Here is a 16,397-nt window from a genome sequence, read left to right on the forward strand (position 1 = left end):
CATGGCGATCGCAACCACGACAATCGGATCCCGCGTCGGACTCCACGCACGACCCGCAGCGCTCTTCGCGCGCGCCGCGGCCGACCTACCGGTCGTCGTCACCATCTCGCTCGGCGACGGCGAACCCGTCGACGCCTCCAGCATGTTGTCGGTCATGACTCTCGGTGCCGCATTCGGGGATTCGGTGACCTTGCGAGCTGACGGTGACGGCGCCGATGCCGCGGTCGGTTCGCTCGCAGAGCTTCTCGCTTCGGAACTGGACGAAGCTTGATGACGGCGAGTGTGGACAACCGCATTGCGGGTATCGGAGTGAGCGCTGGTTCGGTATGTGCGCCGTGGCTGCGATTCTCCACGCCCGAACCGACCTCGGCGTCGGATCGGGTTACGGGCAGCCCCGAGGCGGAGCTGATCAGAATCCGAGAGGCACTGGACGCCGTCGCGGAGGAATTGCTCACGCGTGCACAGTCCGTCGAAGGTGTTCCGGCGGAAATCCTGACGACCTCGGCTGCGATGGCGCGCGATGCGGGCATCGTGAAGGCGGCCAAGGCAAACCTGGAGTCCGGGTTGCCGACCGCTCACTCGGTGGCGATCGCCTTCGACGCGTTCTGTGAAAAACTCACAGCGCTCGGCGGATACATGGCCGAGCGGGCAACCGATTTGCGTGATCTCGGACAGCGAGCCGTTGCCGTGCTCCGCGGTGAGCCGATGCCCGGAATTCCCGCTCCGGGTCACCCGTACATCCTGGTGGCGCGCGACTTGGCGCCGGCGGATACGGCGACGCTGGGTGAGAGTGACGTGGTCGGACTGTTGACCGCGGAAGGAGGCCCGACCAGCCATACGGCTATCTTGGCGAAGTCGCTCGGAATCCCGGCCGTGGTCAACTGCTCGGGAACCGATCAGCTGACGGAGGGGAAACTCCTCATCCTCGACGGCACCACCGGGACGGTCACCATCGATCCCTCGGAAGAAATGCGCGAGCGCGCTGTCCGTGAAGCATCGTTCGTGGCTGAGCAATCGGCTTCGGCACGTGGTCCGGGGCGCACGCGCGACGGATTCGCGGTGAGATTGTCGGCCAACATCGGAACCCTCGAGGACGCCGCGCGGGCCGGGGCGGCGGATTGTGAGGGCGTCGGACTGTTCCGTACCGAATTCTCGTATCTCGGGCGGCACGACGCTCCTTCGGTAGAGGAGCAGGCCCAGACGTACACGTCGGTGCTCGAGTACTTCGCCGGACAGAAGGTAGTGGTCCGCACTCTCGATTCGGGTTCGGACAAGCCGTTGCCGTTTCTCGATCTCGGAGGCGAAGAGAATCCGGCACTGGGCGTCCGTGGGTTACGAGTGGGCACGGTCTATCCCGACACACTGATCAGTCAGCTCGACGCACTTGCCGCCGCAGGAAACGCGACGGGCGCCGACCTGTGGGTGATGGCGCCGATGGTGGCGACGGCCGACGAAGCGAAAGGATTTGCAGCCCTTGCGCGTTCGCGGGGTATCGGCAAGGTGGGAGCGATGATCGAGATTCCAGCTGCCGCTTTGCGGGCGAGGGATCTCCTCGAGCATCTCGATTTTGTCAGTATCGGTACCAACGATCTGAGCCAGTACACCTGCGCCGTGGATCGTATGGCCGGGAGCCTGGCGCAGCTGCTCGATCCGTGGCAGCCGGCGGTCCTCGATCTGATCGCGATGGTCGGCCAGGCGGGCGCCGACGCCGGGAAACCGGTTGGCGTGTGCGGCGAATCCGCGTCGGATCCGCTGTTGGCTCCGGTTCTGGTCGGGTTGGGCGTCACGAGCCTGTCGATGTCGGTCCCGGCGTTGGGCGCTGTGCGCTCTCAATTGGCGTCACTCGATCTGGAGGTGTGCAAGGACATGGCCGCAGCGGCGCGGGGCGCGCGAAACCCGATCGAGGGTAGAGCGGCCGTCGCGCGGATTCGCGAGTCCGCATGAGTACGTCAGGCTCGGCCGCTGTTATCGATCCGATCGTGTTGCGGGGAACGGTGATCGGATCGCCGATCGGCAAGATTCACGACGGGGTTGTCGTCGTGGACGGGGAGAAGATCAGCTGGGTCGGCTCGGCTGCGGACTACGTCGCGTCGGCGCCCGTCTCGGCCATTCCGGAACGTACCGACTCGTTGATCATGCCTGGACTGATCGATGTCCACAGTCACGGCGCAGCGGGTGCTGGTTTCCCGAACACCGATGCAGAGGGAGCGAGCCGCGCCGCAGCGCACCATAGTGAGCACGGCACGACCGGAATGTTGGCCAGCCTGGTCTCCGCACCCCGCGCAGATCTGGTGCGGCAAGCAACGATGCTCGCCGATCTGGTCGAACGCGGAGAACTCCTGGGTATCCACCTCGAGGGGCCGTTCATCAACGGCCTCCGCTGCGGTGCCCAGGATCCGGCGGCGATCATTCCCGGCGATCCGGTTCTGCTCGAAGCCGTGTGCGACGCCGCGCGGGGGACCGTACGGTCCATGACTCTGGCTCCCGAGACCGAGAACTTCGCAGAGTTGCTCGCGATCATGCGTCATCGCAATATCGTGCCGAGTTTCGGTCACACCGATGCCGGCGCGGCAACGACGTCGGCGCGCATCGATGCTGCAGTACACGGGGAGTGGGCCGGTGAGATCAGCGCAACGCACCTCTTCAACGGGATGCCGCCGCTGCACCATCGATCGCCGGGCCCCGTTGCGGCGTGCCTGGCGGCGGCGGCGCGAGGCGAGATGGTGGTGGAACTGATCGCGGACGGAGTGCATCTTGCTCCCGAGACCGTGTCGATGGTCTTTGATGCTGTCGGGCCGGACCAGATCGCCTTGGTCAGTGATTCGATGGCCGCTGCCGGAATGGATGACGGCGACTACCAACTCGGTGCTCTCGACGTCACGGTTCACGAGGGAGTCGCACGGCTCGCGACCACCGACGGCAGTTCCGGTGCCATCGCCGGAGGGACTGCACGATTGCTCGATGTGGTGCGTAGCACCGTATTCGACGGTGGAGTCGCTCTCGAAGACGCGGTCGCAGCAGCAACTCGGAGCCCGGCGCGTCTGCTGGGGCTTGGCGACCTGATCGGATCGCTGGCCGTCGGCGCTCGCGCCGACATTCTGGTCACCGATCGTCAATTGCGCCTGGGGCGTGTACTACTCGGCGGAAAAACCGCCGGACAGGAAGAATCATGGAAATCGTAATTCTGCCGACACCCGCGGAGGTCGACTCGACCGTCGCGGACATCGTCGAAGGGTATGTCAGAGCCGGGGCGACGACGCTCGGGCTCGCAACGGGGTCGTCGCCGATCGGAACTTATCGTGAATTGGCAGCGCGGCATCGCGACGCCGAACTCGACTTCTCGCTGGCCGGCGCCTTCCTGCTCGACGAGTACCTCGGATTGCCGAAACGCCATCCGCAGTCGTACTACTCGGTGATTCGGTCGGAGTTCGTCGATCACGTCAACCTGGATCCGGCGATGGTGTCCAGCCCCAACGGTGAAGCGCCGTGCCCGGAGAAGGAGATCGCCCGGTACGACCAGAGCATCGCGGCGGCCGGGGGAGTGGACGTGCAGTTGCTCGGCATCGGCACCGACGGCCATATCGGCTTCAACGAGCCAGGATCGTCTTTGACGTCGCGCACCCGCGTGAAGACACTGACCGAACAGACCAGGATCGACAATGCGCGGTTCTTCGACGGTGTGGACGACGTCCCGCACCACGTGCTCACCCAGGGGCTCGGAACCATCAGCGATGCACGGCATCTGGTGATGATTGCGACCGGAGAAGGAAAAGCTGATGCGATCGCGGCCGCCGTGGAAGGTCCGTTGTCTGCATTCTGCCCGGCCTCGGTGATGCAGTTGCACCGCCATGTCACCGTCGTGATCGACGAAGCCGCGGCCAGTTCGCTCGAGCTTGCCGACTACTACCGGTACGCGCTCGAACACAAGCCGTCGTGGCAGTCCTTCTGACATGACCGTTTTGGAACTGGCTGTGCAGGACGTGCGGGGGGCGAGGATCGCGCGTTCGGTAGGAGCAACTCGGGTCGAGGTGTGTGCTGCCCTCGGCCCGACGGGGGGAGTGACGCCCAGCATCGGAGTGATCGAGGCAGCGTCGGAAGTGGGGATCGCGGTTCACCCGCTGATCCGTCCGCGCGCCGGAGGTTTTGTGTTCTCACCCGACGAAGTGTGGGTGATGGAGCACGACGTCCGTGCTGCTGCGGCGGCGGGAGCTGCCGGCATCGTGATCGGCGCGCTGACGGAGGACAATTCGATCGACACCCTCGTGCTGCGCCGCATCATCGGATGCGTGGACCGGGCGAGGGTCGAGGTGACGGTGCATCGTGCGATGGACGTGGTGACCGACCGTCTGACCGCGCTGGACGAGCTGATCGATCTTGGCGTGACCCGCGTGCTGACATCCGGGGGTGCGGACACTTGCAGTGAGGGGCTCGAAGAGATCGGACGAATGGTCGACCATGCCGCGGGTCGCATTCAGATCATGGCGGGTGGCGGAATATCCGTCGACGACATCCCGGCGATCGCTGCCGTCGGCGTCGATGCGGTGCATCTCTCGGCGCGCAAAGTTGTCGCAGTGTCCGGCGGACCTGGTGGGGGATCGGATGGATACGACGTCACCGATGCCGAAGTCGCGCGGGATGCTGCGTTAGCGCTACGCGCTGTGAGTGCTTAGAGACCCCTGGGACTCCTTAACCACTCACGGCGCTTGGGCTCTAGACATACATGGACATCCAACTATAGGATGGTAGACATATTCACTGCTGCCTCCTGGGCGGTCCATACGAGCAAGGAACGGGTTAGCACAATGGTTGAAAATGCGACGGTTGAAAATGCGACGGTTCACGAGTTGACGCACTTCGTCGGTGGCAAGCGTGTTCCCGGGACCTCTGATCGATTTGCAGACGTGTTCGATCCCAACACCGGCAAGGTGCAGGCCCGCGTCCCCCTCGCGAGCAAGGCCGAGACTGAAGCCATCATCGCCAATGCCGAAGAGGCGCAGCTGGTGTGGGCAGCGTTCAACCCGCAGAAGCGCGCCCGCGTGCTGATGAAGTTCCTGCAGCTCGCTCAGGCCGAGATGGATTCTCTGGCCCGCCTCCTTTCGTCCGAGCACGGCAAGACCGTCGCCGACGCCAAGGGCGACATCCAGCGCGGCCTCGAGGTTATCGAGTTCGCCGTCGGCGCTCCGCACTTGCTCAAGGGTGAATTCACCGAGAGTGCCGGCACCGGCATCGACGTGTACTCCATGCGTCAGCCGCTCGGCGTCGTTGCCGGAATCACGCCGTTCAACTTCCCCGCGATGATCCCGCTGTGGAAGGCCGGCCCCGCCCTCGCCGCAGGTAACGCCTTCATCCTCAAGCCCTCCGAGCGTGACCCTTCCGTGCCGCTGCGCCTGGCCGAACTGTTCCTCGAGGCCGGACTGCCCGCCGGCGTGTTCAACGTGGTCAACGGTGACAAGGAAGTTGTCGACGTCCTGCTCACCGACGATCGCATCAAGGCTGTCGGCTTCGTCGGCTCCACGCCGATCGCTCAGTACATCTACGAGACGGCCGCAGCTCACGGCAAGCGCGCACAGTGCTTCGGTGGCGCCAAGAACCACGCGATCGTCATGCCGGACGCCGACCTCGACGAGGTTGCCGACGCCCTGATCGGTGCCGGCTATGGCAGCGCCGGCGAGCGTTGCATGGCCATCTCGGTTGCTGTTCCCGTCGGCGAGGAGACAGCGGACGCCCTCGTTGCGAAGCTGAAGGAGCGCGTCGCGAAGCTCAAGATCGGTCGCAGTGACGACGAAGGCGTCGATTTCGGTCCCCTGGTCTGCCAGGATGCTCTCGACCGCGTCAACAACTACGTGCAGATCGGCATCGACGAGGGCGCAACGGCAGTCGTCGACGGCCGCGGCTTCACTCTCGAAGGCCACGAAGGCGGATTCTTCGCCGGCGCAACCCTGTTCGACAACGTCACGTCGGACATGCGCATCTACAAGGAAGAGATCTTCGGACCCGTCCTTCAGGTGGTACGCGCTGCAGATTACGAAGAGGCACTGCGTCTGCCGACCGAACACGAGTACGGCAACGGCGTCTCCATCTTCACCCGCGACGGCGACACCGCGCGTGACTTCACCGCTCGCGTCAACGTCGGCATGGTCGGCGTCAACGTGCCGATCCCGGTCCCGATCGCCTACCACACCTTCGGCGGCTGGAAGCGCTCCGGATTCGGTGACCTGAACCAGCACGGCCCCGACTCCTTCCGCTTCTACACCAAGACCAAGACCGTGACGCAGCGCTGGCCTTCCGGCAAAAAAGAAGAGACCAACCACTTCGTCATCCCCACGATGAACTGATCGGAACACTTTTCATGTTTACTCTGACCGATGACGAGCGGGCGATTCGCGACACTGCCCGCGACTTCGCGGCCGAGCATCTGGCGCCCAACGCAGTGGAGTGGGATCAGACCAAGCATTTCCCGGTGGACGTCCTCCGTAAGGCGGCGTCCCTGGGGATGGGCGGTATCTACATTCGTGAAGACGTGGGTGGCAGTGAGCTGAGCCGCGTCGACGCTGCCCGGATCTTCGAAGAGCTCGCCAAGGGTGATCCGTCGATCGCCGCGTACATCTCCATCCACAACATGGTCACGTGGATGATCGACCAGTTCGGGGATGACGACCAGCGCCACAAGTGGGTGCCCGGACTCTGCTCGATGGACCAACTGGGCAGCTACTGCCTCACCGAACCCGGTGCGGGCTCGGATGCTGCGGGCTTGAGTACCAAGGCCGTTCGCGACGGTGACGACTACATCCTCAACGGCGTCAAGCAGTTCATTTCCGGCGCAGGCACTTCCGACGTGTACGTCGTGATGGCGCGCACCGGATCTGCCGGTGCCAAGGGCATTTCGGCGTTCATCGTGCCCAAGGATTCACCTGGACTGTCCTTCGGTGCCAACGAGGTCAAGATGGGCTGGAACGCGCAGCCCACTCGTCAGGTGATCTTCGAAGACGTGCGCGTTCCCGCCGCCAACATGCTCGGTGAAGAGGGCAGCGGATTCCGCATCGCCATGAAGGGTCTCAACGGCGGCCGGTTGAACATCGCCGCCTGCTCGGTCGGCGGGGCCCAGGCAGCGCTCGAGAAGGCCGTCGCATACCTGGTGGACCGCAAAGCTTTCGGTTCGGCACTGATCGAATCGCAGGCCCTGCAGTTCCAGCTCGCCGACATGCGCACAGAACTCGAAGCGGCCAGGACACTGCTGTGGCGCGCCGCCGCAGCACTCGAAGACGGAGCGTCCGACGTCGTGGAGCTGTGTGCGATGGCCAAGCGCTTCGCGACCGACACCGGATTCGACGTTGCCAACAAGGCTCTCCAGCTTCACGGCGGGTACGGCTATCTTGCTGAGTACGGGATCGAGAAGATCGTTCGCGATCTTCGGGTTCATCAGATCCTCGAAGGCAGCAACGAGATCATGAGGGTGGTCATCGCGCGCAGCGTTGTCGCATCAGGTCAGGGAAAGCAGGGAGCAGCATGAGCGACGAGCTCGAGGTATTGATCGAAAAGCGTGACGGACTGGGGCTCATCACCCTCAACCGTCCCAAGGCGATCAACGCCCTCAACCACTCGATGGTCAAGGCGATGGCCAAGGCACTCGAGGAATGGAAGTCCGACGACGACGTCAAGGCCGTCGTACTCACGGGCGCCGGCGAACGTGGTCTGTGCGCGGGCGGCGACATCGTCTCGATCTACCACGACGCCAAGGACGGCAAGACCGGTTCGCTCGACTTCTGGCGTGAGGAGTACATCCTCAACTCCGAGATCGCGAACTACCCCAAGCCGTACGTTGCGATCATGGACGGGATCGTCATGGGCGGCGGCGTCGGAGTGTCCGCACACGGCGACATTCGCATCGTGACCGAGCGTTCGATGATCGGAATGCCAGAGACCGGAATCGGTTTCATTCCCGACGTCGGCGGAACGTACCTGCTCTCGCGCGCTCCTGGTGAACTCGGAACGCACATCGCGCTCACCACGGCGCGACTGAGCGCCGGGGATGCCATCGCAGCAGGCTTCGCGGATCACTTCATCCCGTCGGAGAACATCGAGACGTTCATTGCCGCTCTCGCGTCGTCTTCGGTTGCCGAGGCCGTAGCGCAGTACGCGGAGTCGGCTCCGGTGTCGGAGCTGTTGGCCCAGCAGAGCTGGATCGACGCCGCGTACTCGGCAGACGATGTGTCCACCATCGTGGAGCGTCTTCGCGCAAGTGGAATCCCCGATGCGGAGAAGGCCGCGGAGCAGATTCTCGGCAAGTCACCCATCGCACTGTCGGTGACCCTGCGATCACTGCGCCATGCCAAGAACGCAGCAGGCCTGGAAGAAGTCCTCAACGAGGAGTTCCGGGTCTCGACGGCTGCGCTCGCCTCACACGATCTGGTCGAGGGCATTCGCGCCCAGGTCGTGGAGAAGGACCGAAACCCGAAGTGGTTACCGGCAACTCTCGACGATGTCACGGCAGAATCCGTCGACGCCTACTTCGCCCCGCTGGGCGACAACGAGCTCGGACTCGCCCCCCAACTGCAAGGCAACTGATCACCGCCGAAGGAGCATCACTAATGAGCACCATTGGATTTATCGGACTCGGTCACATGGGTGGCCCGATGGCGGCCAATCTCGTCAAGGCCGGACACAAGGTCGTCGGTTTCGATCTGGCACCTGCGGCGCTGGAGCAGGCAGTCAAAGACGGTGCATCGGTAGCGGATTCGGCAGTCGACGCCGTTCGCGGTGCCGACGTCGTGATCACGATGCTGCCGAGCGGTAAGCACGTTCTCGGACTGTACGAAGAGCTGCTGCCGGGGGCAACACCGGGCACGCTGTTCATCGACTGTTCCACCATCGACGTCGCCGATGCCCGCGAGGCACACGACAAAGCCGAAGCAGCCGGTCACCGCAGCGTCGACGCACCGGTCTCCGGCGGAGTCGTCGGGGCAACGGCAGGCACTCTGGCATTCATGGTCGGCGGTTCCGAAGCGGACTTCCAGGCCGCGTCACCGTTGCTGGACGTGATGGGCCGCAAGGTTGTTCACTGTGGCGACGCCGGTGTCGGCCAGGCTGCCAAGATCTGCAACAACATGATCCTCGGCATTTCGATGATTGCGATCAGCGAGGCGTTCGTGCTGGGTGAGAAGCTCGGTCTGAGCAACCAGGCGCTCTTCGACGTGGCGTCCAACGCCTCGGGACAGTGCTGGGCACTGACCACCAACTGCCCGGTACCGGGACCGGTGCCCACCAGCCCGGCCAACAACGACTACCAGCCTGGCTTTGCCGTCGCGCTGATGGACAAGGACCTCGGTCTGGCTGCAAATGCGCTGCGCACCAACGGCGTCGATGCTGAGATCGGGCTCAAGGCCGCCGAACTCTACAGTCGCTTCCATACTGCGGGCGGTGGCGGTCAGGACTTCTCTGCCATCATCAACGACATCCGTGACCGTTCGACCGAAGGACAGTAGTGACCGACTTCAACACCATCATCCTCGAGCGTAAGGGTCGCGTCGGCGTCATCACGCTCAACCGCCCGAAGGCTCTCAACGCACTGAACTCCGAGCTGATGAACGAGGTCGTCGCTGCGGTTGCCGACCTCGAAGCGGACAACGGCATCGGAGCCATCCTGATCACCGGTTCCGAGCGCGCATTCGCCGCCGGCGCCGACATCAAGGAAATGCAGTCCAAGACGTACATGGACGCATACGTCGAGGATTTCTTCACCCCGTGGGACCGCGTCGCAGCAGCTCGCAAGCCGCTGATCGCCGCTGTCTCCGGATACGCCCTCGGTGGTGGCTGCGAGCTGGCGATGCTCTGCGATTTCATCATCGCTTCGGATACCGCGAAGTTCGGTCAGCCGGAGATCAAGCTCGGTGTCATTCCGGGTATCGGTGGCTCGCAGCGCCTTACGCGCGCCGTGGGCAAGGCCAAGGCAATGGAACTGTGCCTCACCGGCCGCAACATGGACGCAGAAGAAGCCGAGCGCGCAGGCCTGGTCGCCAGGATCGTTCCGGCCGCCGACTTGCTTGACGACGCCTTGAAGACCGCAACCACCATCGCCGAGATGTCGCTGCCGATTGCGATGATGGCCAAGGAAGCAGTCAACCGCTCCTTCGAGACCACCCTCGCCGAGGGCGTCCGCTTCGAGCGTCGGGTGTTCCACTCGACCTTCGCCACGGAGGATCAGAAGGAAGGCATGGCCGCATTCGTGGAGAAGCGGTCGGCCGAATTCAAGCACCGCTGAGCTCAGGTACCGCTGAACTTCAATACCGCTGAACTTCAATACCGCTGAAACTGCCCTCACACTCGTCGAGAGTGTGAGGGCAGTTTCAGCGGTATCTGTGGTCAGTTCACCATTTGGTGGGCACGCCGCCGGTGTCGAAGTCGCCGGCTGTCTTGCGAAGCTCAGTGAGGATCGTCACCAATTGTTCGAGCTTGTCCTGCTGGAGTCCGGGGTGAGCGAACACCTTGCTGTTGAGCATTTCGGTCGCTTCGAGAGCCAATGCGCGACCCGCGTCGGAGATCTCGATGAGCGTCGCGCGTCGATCACTGGGATGCGGGACCCGCCTGACCAGCTCTGCTTTCTCCAAACGGTCGACTGCATTGGTGACACTGGTGGGATGAACCTGGAGGCGGGCACTTGCCTTGGCCATCGGGAGCGCACCCGACCTGGTGAAGGTGAGAAGCGTCAGCAATTCGTAGCGGGCGAAGGTCAACCCGAGCGGCTTGAGTACCTCTTCGACCCGCGCCATCATGATCTGCTGTGCCCGCATCACCGACGTGACCGCAGCCATACCGTCGGCGACGTCACTCCACCCGTGCTCCGTCCACTGACGATGCGCCTCTTCGATGGGGTCGAGGGGGAGCGGTGCGGGGGGAGACATAAGGTCGATCATCCCATGCTGGCAAGCGGTCGGGTGCCTTGTCTGATTGTGTGTCGCAGCCGCTTACGTCTGTAGAGTCCCACGGGTGATTTCAATCCTCGTCGCGGGTGGCGTCTCGTTGTTCGTCGCTCTCTTCCTGACTCCGTTTCTCATTCGTGTGCTTTCGCGGCAAGGGCTCGGGCACGAGATTCGGATCGAGGGTCCGCAGAGTCACCAAGGCAAGCGTGGCACCCCGTCGATGGGCGGGATCGCGATCATCGCCGGCATGTGGGCGGGATACCTGGCGGCACACATCATCGGTTTCGGCTCGCGGCTTCCACGTCTGTCTGCGTCCGGTTGGCTGGTTCTCGCGCTGGCGACGTCACTGGGAATCGTCGGCTTTCTCGACGACTTCATCAAGATCCGCAAGAAGCGCAACCTCGGGCTCAACAAGACGGCAAAGACCGTCGGTCAGCTGGCGAGCGCCATCATCTTCGGCATTCTGTTCCTGCAGTTCTCCAACAACAACGGAGTCACCCCAGGTAGCCAGTACCTGTCCCACGTTCGTGACATCTCGGTGTTCTCGATGGGGGCCATCGGCTTTGTGGTCTTCTTCTGCATTCTGGTTTTTGCCTGGTCCAACGCCGTCAATTTCACCGACGGTCTCGACGGTCTCGCGGCCGGCTCGATGGGCATGATCCTGGGGACCTACGTCGTCATCGCCGGCTGGCAGTACCGGAACTCGTGTGTCCTCGAGCCCGCCGCCGGATGCTACGACGTTCGTGACCCTCTCGATCTCGCTATCGTCGCTGCCGCAGCAGGCGGGGCGTGCCTCGGCTTCCTCTGGTGGAATGCCGCCCCGGCTCAGATCTTCATGGGCGACACCGGCTCCTTGGCACTCGGCGGCCTGGTGGTCGGCCTGTCCGTCACGACGCACACCGAGCTGCTGATGGTCATCATCGGCGCCCTGTTCGTGGCTGAGATCCTGTCGGTGATTATCCAGGTTCTGGTGTTCCGATCGTCCGGCCGACGCGTATTCAAGATGGCCCCGATCCATCATCACTTCGAGTTACTCGGCTGGCCGGAAACCGTCGTGATCGCAAGATTCTGGATCTTCGTCGCGATCTCGTGCGTCCTGGGACTCGCCACCTTCTACAGCGAGTGGTTCTCCGCTGCCGGTTAGACCGGTTCACTCTTTCGGGTTGTAGCCAGAAGAGCGATCAGACCCAGCGACACACACGCCGTCATCGTGACGGCCAGGGCGGTGCTGGTGTTTCCCAGTAGCCCGACGGCGGGCGCGATGGCCGCGCCGACGCCGAACTGAAACGCACCGAGCATTGCCGCAGCAGTACCCGCCGCTTCGCCGTGACGAGCGAGAGCCAGTGCCGGGGCGTTGGGGAGAACAAAGCCGATGGCGCCGGCCATGACCCACAGTGCGATCACGAATCCGGTGAGCCCGCCCAGTTCGAGGACTGCGACAGCGATGACTACAGCGCCGGATACCACCGCCGCGACAAGGGCCCACTTGGTGATCTGCTGAGGAGTCCACCGGTCGAGCAGTCGGACGTTGACCTGCGAAGCGCCGATCAACGCGATCGCGCCCGCACTGAAGAGCAGTGCAAACTCCTGCTGGTTGAGGCCGTACTGGTCCTGATAGACAAATGAAGCACCGGAGACATACGCGAACAACGACGCCATGCCGACGCTGGAGACGAGCGTCAGCACCATGAACGTGCGGTCACTGAGCAGCGAACCGTAGGTACGGAGAACCGACTTCAGTCCGCTCGGGCGACGCTTTTCCCGCGGCAGTGTTTCGGCGAGACCGAACGCACCGATCATCGCCGTGCCGACGCCGATCAATGCCAGGACGACGAAGATCCCGCGCCAGTCGAGGGCGACGAGGAGGGCGCCGCCGATGCTGGGCGCCAGGATCGGTGCCACGCCCAGCACAAGCATCAGCCGGCTCATCACGACGGCAACGGTGTTACCGCTGTAGAGGTCGCGGACGATCGCCATTGTGACCACTGCCGCGGCTGCCGCGCCCATGCCCTGGAACACCCGCAGGATGCCGAGGACCGCGATGCTCGGTGCGAAGACCGCCAGCAGCGACGCCAGGATGTGCACGCCGATTCCGGCGAGAAGCGGCTTCTTACGGCCGAGAGTGTCCGAGAGCGGCCCCACCAACAGTTGGCCGAGCGCGAGGCCGATGAGGGTTCCGGTGATCGTCAGCTGAACCGTTGACGACGAGACCCCGAGATCGGCGCCGATATCCGGCAGCGCGGGCAGGTACATGTCGATGGTGAAAGGCCCGAGCGCCGTCATGGAACCGAGGGCCAGGATCTTTCCGACGCTCGGTTTGCGGTCGACACTGCTCGTGTCCAGCGGGGCCGTCTCCAGGGGCGGGGCTGCCTTTACTGGCGGGGCAACGGCGGTGTTATCGGCGCTCATGAAACCTTCTGGGTTGTCTGGGTCTGGCGAACTGCTCGGGCGTTCGGGCGAATCCGGGCCGCAATTCGTATGACCTGCGCCCACCGAGGGAGTCAGCATCGAGACTGACCGATTTGTTCCCGAAGGGCCCGCAGTTTTCCCAGAGACTGGAACGCTTGGTGGGATTGCACTCGAATCATGCTGAGCGGAACTGTGGTTCGACGCCGTCGCTCGGGGCAGAGTTACGCAGTGACGCGGGTGTGGCTGAGTGGCTAGGCACCGGCCTGCAAAGCCGTTCACACGGGTTCGAGTCCCGTCATCCGCTCGTGTCGGAGACCGGCAGGCATTTCGCCTGCCGGTCCCTCTTGTGTGGTCCCGGTTCACAGGGTCCGCTGCGATAGTCTGGGCTGCCGGAGCGGACCACATGAGTGAGGCACTGAATTGATTTCGGGACAGGACCTGCGATCGCGGCGCATGGACGTGGGGATCAGTCAGTTCCAGTTCGCCCGTGAAGCCGGAGTCTCGTCGGCCGTTGTCTCCGCGTGGGAACTCGACAAGGCGTATCCCAAACCACCGGTGGAGCTAGCAGTTCTCACGGCCCTCACCGCGTTGGAATCCGCGAAGCGTGAGGGTACGTATGCGGCCCCGCGGAAGCGATCGTGCGGTAGTACCCGTGCGCGTCGAGCGACACCGGTCAACGACCCCGCCTCGGTGGCCGGGCGTGCGGTCGCAGGGGCAGGAAGCGGAGGCCCAACCATACTGACGGCGTTCTCCGGTTGTGGCGGTATGGCCGAAGGCTTTCGGATGGCGGGGTTTTCGGTGGAGGGATACATCGAAGTCGTGCCGGAGGCGCGCGCGACCTTCGATCGGAACTTCCCCGGCGCGAGGTGCCTCGGCGAGGACATCCGGGCCATCGACGAAGCCCGTGTGAAAGATCTTCTGGCACAAGTGGACATCGATGTGTTGGCCGGGGGACCGCCGTGTCAGGGCTTCAGCCTCGCCGGCCGACGCGACCGCGACGATCCGCGCAACCATCTCTTCCGGAACCTGCTCGAGCTCGCCGAACTGGTGAAGCCGAAGGTCTTGGTGATGGAGAACGTGCGACTGCTGCTCAGCATGAAGGACCCGGACGGCGGGATGGTCATCGACCGGATTCTCGGCGAGATGGCTGCACGCGGTTACGAAGCGTCGGTCAACACGGTGAATGCGCAGGATTACGGGGTCCCGCAGTTCCGGGAGAGAGTATTCATCGTGGCGACCCGCCGCGACAGTGGTATCGGGCCACTGCGTTTCCCGCCGAAGACTCATGGCGTGAATGGTGTTGCGCCGCTGAGGACTTTCCGCGATGCCACCGTCGATCTAGCCCCGCTGGAATCCGGGCAGGCCTGCGAGACGGACCCGCTGCACTGGGCCGTCGAGCATCCCGAGCACGTCTTGCGGTGGTTGCGTGATGTGCCGGAAGGGATGTCGGCTCACGACAACGAAAATCCGTCGATGCGACCATCCTCGGGCTACAACACGACGTACAAGCGACTGCGGTGGGACGAGCCGGCGTCGACGGTCGGAACCACCTTCGGGATGATCTCGGCTTCCCGCAACGTGCACCCGAAACACACGCGATCCTTGACCGTTCGAGAAGCTGCTCGCCTCCAGACCTTCCCCGACGACTACGTCTTCGAAGGCAAGTGGGGAGCGGTGCGCACGATGATCGGCAATGCCGTGCCGCCGCAACTGGCTTCGGCGCTGGCAGGAGAGATCAAGAAGGCGCTCGGCTGAGGTAAGGCGCCGACGGAAAATGGGGCCGACAATGTCGGCCCCATTTCGAGTTACGCCCTGGCAGGGGTGTGGTGCAAGCGAATCAGCTGAGGTTGAGCTTGGCGATCAACGGCTGGACGACCTTGATGATGTCGATGACGGCGCTGAGGGTGTTGATGGAACCCATGTTTCGGTCCTCCGTGTCGTATGTACAGGTGTGTATGTACAAGGTTGTGTCTGCGTGGTGTTTCTGTACGACCTTGTGTCGCAGACACAAATTAGCAAACTGGACGCTTGTTTGGGTTGAAATGACCACTTTGCGCTGAAGTTGCCGAAGAGTTCACGGTTTGTTCAGGGACGGAAACAAAAAACAGGCCGGACTCCCCGAAGTCCGGCCTGTCGATGACGCTTTGCGATCAGCTGAATGCCGAAAGTGCGCTGATGAGGCCGATGCCCGCAACTGCGACCTTGAGGACACTCAAGACGTCTTCGAGCTTGACACCCTCGGGCAATACGTTTTCGACAGACTCCATGTTGGATCCTTCATATGTTGGGGTCGTGGTCCAGTGCCACTGCAAGGAAGATACCCAATCGTGACCACCTGTGAAACCCCGGCGCGAAGATCACAGTTGTGTTGCGCCGGACTCACTGGCCGTCGCGACCACGGTGGCTGCCACTATTTGCTCCACGCTGATGCCCGCTGCCGGTAGGCAGTGGTAGAAAATTCGTTCGCAGAGGTCGACCATCTCCCCGCGCTCGAGCGTCGGCTCGTCGATCCAGTTGACGACGATTTCCTCCATGAATGCCTGCCACCCGGCGATTGTCGCCTCTACGGTCGCGTTCGATTCGATGCCCAGATTCGTCAGCGCAGCGACGATCCACGTGGTGAAAGTGCGGCGCATGCCGCGGTAGATCGTGCGCATCCGGACGTCGCCACTGCCGGCCATACGCATCACGGCGAGGTAAATGGTGGGGTGCTCGATAACGGCGTCGACGAAAGTTTCGATACCTGAACGCAGCTGGGACGTGATGGGTAGCTCGGGATCCGGTCGCATTCGATCTTCGAGATCGGCCGAGGCAGCCTCGAGGATGGCGTTCTGGAAGCCCTTCTTGTTTTTGAAGTAGTGGAACAGCAATGGCGGTGAGACGCCGGCCTCGGCCGCAACTCGGTCCATCGACAGCTGATCAAAAGGCTCGGTCCGCAACATGTGCACTGCCACCTCGAGGATTTGCCTCTGACGGTCTTCGGGGGAGCGGGGGACGGCAGCCATTCCGACATCTTATGTATTCGCTCGGAAGGTTCATTGACTTTTACTCAACGCTGTCTATAACGTGAGG

Annotated in this window: 16 protein-coding genes and 1 tRNA gene; 13 read left to right on the plus strand and 4 right to left on the minus strand. The window is 63.3% G+C overall.

Translation table 11 applies throughout. From position 1 onward, the window contains the following. The first annotated feature begins 1 nt into the window (after position 1). From QM716_RS27310 to QM716_RS27355, 10 genes are all read left to right on the plus strand, one after another. Complete coding sequence (locus tag QM716_RS27310; protein ID WP_283307396.1) at positions 2–271, plus strand: HPr family phosphocarrier protein; 270 nt, start codon at positions 2–4, stop codon at positions 269–271. Further along, the gene (gene ptsP, locus QM716_RS27315) at positions 271–1,944 is read left to right on the plus strand and encodes a phosphoenolpyruvate--protein phosphotransferase (RefSeq protein WP_283307397.1); all 1,674 of its coding nucleotides are present in this window, start codon (positions 271–273) and stop codon (positions 1,942–1,944) included. The genes QM716_RS27310 and ptsP overlap by 1 nt, the downstream gene beginning before the upstream one ends. Beyond that, positions 1,941–3,182 (plus strand): N-acetylglucosamine-6-phosphate deacetylase, encoded by a 1,242-nt coding sequence (locus QM716_RS27320; protein WP_283307398.1) that lies wholly within the window; start codon positions 1,941–1,943, stop codon positions 3,180–3,182. The genes ptsP and QM716_RS27320 overlap by 4 nt, the downstream gene beginning before the upstream one ends. After that, positions 3,170–3,949: a glucosamine-6-phosphate deaminase gene (gene nagB, locus QM716_RS27325; RefSeq protein WP_283307399.1), complete on the plus strand. Its 780-nt coding sequence runs from the start codon at positions 3,170–3,172 to the stop codon at positions 3,947–3,949. Before QM716_RS27320 ends, nagB begins: the two co-directional genes overlap by 13 nt. Before the next feature lies 1 nt (position 3,950). After that, positions 3,951–4,670 carry a copper homeostasis protein CutC gene (locus QM716_RS27330; protein WP_283307400.1) on the plus strand — a complete coding sequence of 240 codons (720 nt, stop codon included), beginning with the start codon at positions 3,951–3,953 and terminating at the stop codon, positions 4,668–4,670. A 132-nt stretch (positions 4,671–4,802) separates the two neighbouring features. Continuing rightward, the gene (locus tag QM716_RS27335; protein ID WP_283307401.1) at positions 4,803–6,335 is read left to right on the plus strand and encodes a CoA-acylating methylmalonate-semialdehyde dehydrogenase; all 1,533 of its coding nucleotides are present in this window, start codon (positions 4,803–4,805) and stop codon (positions 6,333–6,335) included. Positions 6,336–6,349: 14 nt separating this feature from the next. Then, positions 6,350–7,510 (plus strand): isobutyryl-CoA dehydrogenase, encoded by a 1,161-nt coding sequence (locus QM716_RS27340; protein ID WP_283307402.1) that lies wholly within the window; start codon positions 6,350–6,352, stop codon positions 7,508–7,510. Further along, on the plus strand, positions 7,507–8,565 hold the full coding sequence (locus QM716_RS27345; RefSeq protein WP_283307403.1) for an enoyl-CoA hydratase/isomerase family protein: 1,059 nt from the start codon (positions 7,507–7,509) through the stop codon (positions 8,563–8,565). Before QM716_RS27340 ends, QM716_RS27345 begins: the two co-directional genes overlap by 4 nt. Before the next feature lie 23 nt (positions 8,566–8,588). Next, positions 8,589–9,482 carry a 3-hydroxyisobutyrate dehydrogenase gene (mmsB, locus tag QM716_RS27350; RefSeq protein WP_283307404.1) on the plus strand — a complete coding sequence of 298 codons (894 nt, stop codon included), beginning with the start codon at positions 8,589–8,591 and terminating at the stop codon, positions 9,480–9,482. Continuing rightward, positions 9,482–10,258, plus strand: coding sequence for an enoyl-CoA hydratase (locus QM716_RS27355; protein WP_283307405.1), 777 nt, complete (start codon positions 9,482–9,484; stop codon positions 10,256–10,258). Before mmsB ends, QM716_RS27355 begins: the two co-directional genes overlap by 1 nt. Before the next feature lie 106 nt (positions 10,259–10,364). Here QM716_RS27355 and QM716_RS27360 read toward each other — a convergent pair whose 3' ends face one another. Then, positions 10,365–10,898, minus strand: coding sequence for a MarR family winged helix-turn-helix transcriptional regulator (locus QM716_RS27360; protein ID WP_283307406.1), 534 nt, complete (start codon positions 10,896–10,898; stop codon positions 10,365–10,367). Positions 10,899–10,983: 85 nt separating this feature from the next. Here QM716_RS27360 and mraY point away from each other — a divergent pair, with 85 nt between their 5' ends. Beyond that, complete coding sequence (mraY, locus tag QM716_RS27365; RefSeq protein ID WP_003941316.1) at positions 10,984–12,060, plus strand: phospho-N-acetylmuramoyl-pentapeptide-transferase; 1,077 nt, start codon at positions 10,984–10,986, stop codon at positions 12,058–12,060. On the opposite strand, the gene QM716_RS27370 is transcribed toward mraY, so the two are convergent. After that, positions 12,057–13,325, minus strand: coding sequence for a multidrug effflux MFS transporter (locus QM716_RS27370; protein WP_283307407.1), 1,269 nt, complete (start codon positions 13,323–13,325; stop codon positions 12,057–12,059). The two genes, mraY and QM716_RS27370, sit on opposite strands and share 4 nt — an antisense overlap. Before the next feature lie 233 nt (positions 13,326–13,558). Here QM716_RS27370 and QM716_RS27375 point away from each other — a divergent pair. Together QM716_RS27375 and dcm are read left to right on the plus strand one after the other, a co-directional pair. Further along, a tRNA-Cys gene (locus QM716_RS27375) sits at positions 13,559–13,629 on the plus strand. Positions 13,630–13,778: 149 nt separating this feature from the next. Next, the gene (dcm, locus tag QM716_RS27380) at positions 13,779–15,080 is read left to right on the plus strand and encodes a DNA (cytosine-5-)-methyltransferase (protein WP_283307408.1); all 1,302 of its coding nucleotides are present in this window, start codon (positions 13,779–13,781) and stop codon (positions 15,078–15,080) included. 82 nt (positions 15,081–15,162) lie between these two features. Here the strand turns inward: dcm and QM716_RS27385 are convergent, their stop codons facing one another. Beyond that, on the minus strand, positions 15,163–15,288 hold the full coding sequence (locus QM716_RS27385; protein WP_003941303.1) for a hypothetical protein: 126 nt from the start codon (positions 15,286–15,288) through the stop codon (positions 15,163–15,165). A gap of 394 nt (positions 15,289–15,682) precedes the next feature. After that, positions 15,683–16,330 (minus strand): TetR/AcrR family transcriptional regulator, encoded by a 648-nt coding sequence (locus tag QM716_RS27390; protein WP_042923173.1) that lies wholly within the window; start codon positions 16,328–16,330, stop codon positions 15,683–15,685. Positions 16,331–16,397 lie beyond the last annotated feature (67 nt).

It is taken from the genome of Rhodococcus sp. IEGM 1409, assembly GCF_030056735.1.
Lineage (GTDB): Bacteria > Actinomycetota > Actinomycetes > Mycobacteriales > Mycobacteriaceae > Rhodococcus_F.

Bases quoted from the DNA above. Each gene is read 5' to 3' on its own strand.
- QM716_RS27310 (WP_283307396.1), top strand. From the start codon at position 2: ATGGCGATCGCAACCACGACAATCGGATCCCGCGTCGGACTCCACGCA.
- ptsP (WP_283307397.1), top strand. From the start codon at position 271: ATGACGGCGAGTGTGGACAACCGCATTGCGGGTATCGGAGTGAGCGCT.
- QM716_RS27320 (WP_283307398.1), top strand. From the start codon at position 1,941: ATGAGTACGTCAGGCTCGGCCGCTGTTATCGATCCGATCGTGTTGCGG.
- nagB (WP_283307399.1), top strand. From the start codon at position 3,170: ATGGAAATCGTAATTCTGCCGACACCCGCGGAGGTCGACTCGACCGTC.
- QM716_RS27330 (WP_283307400.1), top strand. From the start codon at position 3,951: ATGACCGTTTTGGAACTGGCTGTGCAGGACGTGCGGGGGGCGAGGATC.
- QM716_RS27335 (WP_283307401.1), top strand. From the start codon at position 4,803: ATGGTTGAAAATGCGACGGTTGAAAATGCGACGGTTCACGAGTTGACG.
- QM716_RS27340 (WP_283307402.1), top strand. From the start codon at position 6,350: ATGTTTACTCTGACCGATGACGAGCGGGCGATTCGCGACACTGCCCGC.
- QM716_RS27345 (WP_283307403.1), top strand. From the start codon at position 7,507: ATGAGCGACGAGCTCGAGGTATTGATCGAAAAGCGTGACGGACTGGGG.
- mmsB (WP_283307404.1), top strand. From the start codon at position 8,589: ATGAGCACCATTGGATTTATCGGACTCGGTCACATGGGTGGCCCGATG.
- QM716_RS27360 (WP_283307406.1), bottom strand. From the start codon at position 10,898: ATGTCTCCCCCCGCACCGCTCCCCCTCGACCCCATCGAAGAGGCGCAT.
- QM716_RS27370 (WP_283307407.1), bottom strand. From the start codon at position 13,325: ATGAGCGCCGATAACACCGCCGTTGCCCCGCCAGTAAAGGCAGCCCCG.
- dcm (WP_283307408.1), top strand. From the start codon at position 13,779: ATGGACGTGGGGATCAGTCAGTTCCAGTTCGCCCGTGAAGCCGGAGTC.
- QM716_RS27390 (WP_042923173.1), bottom strand. From the start codon at position 16,330: ATGGCTGCCGTCCCCCGCTCCCCCGAAGACCGTCAGAGGCAAATCCTC.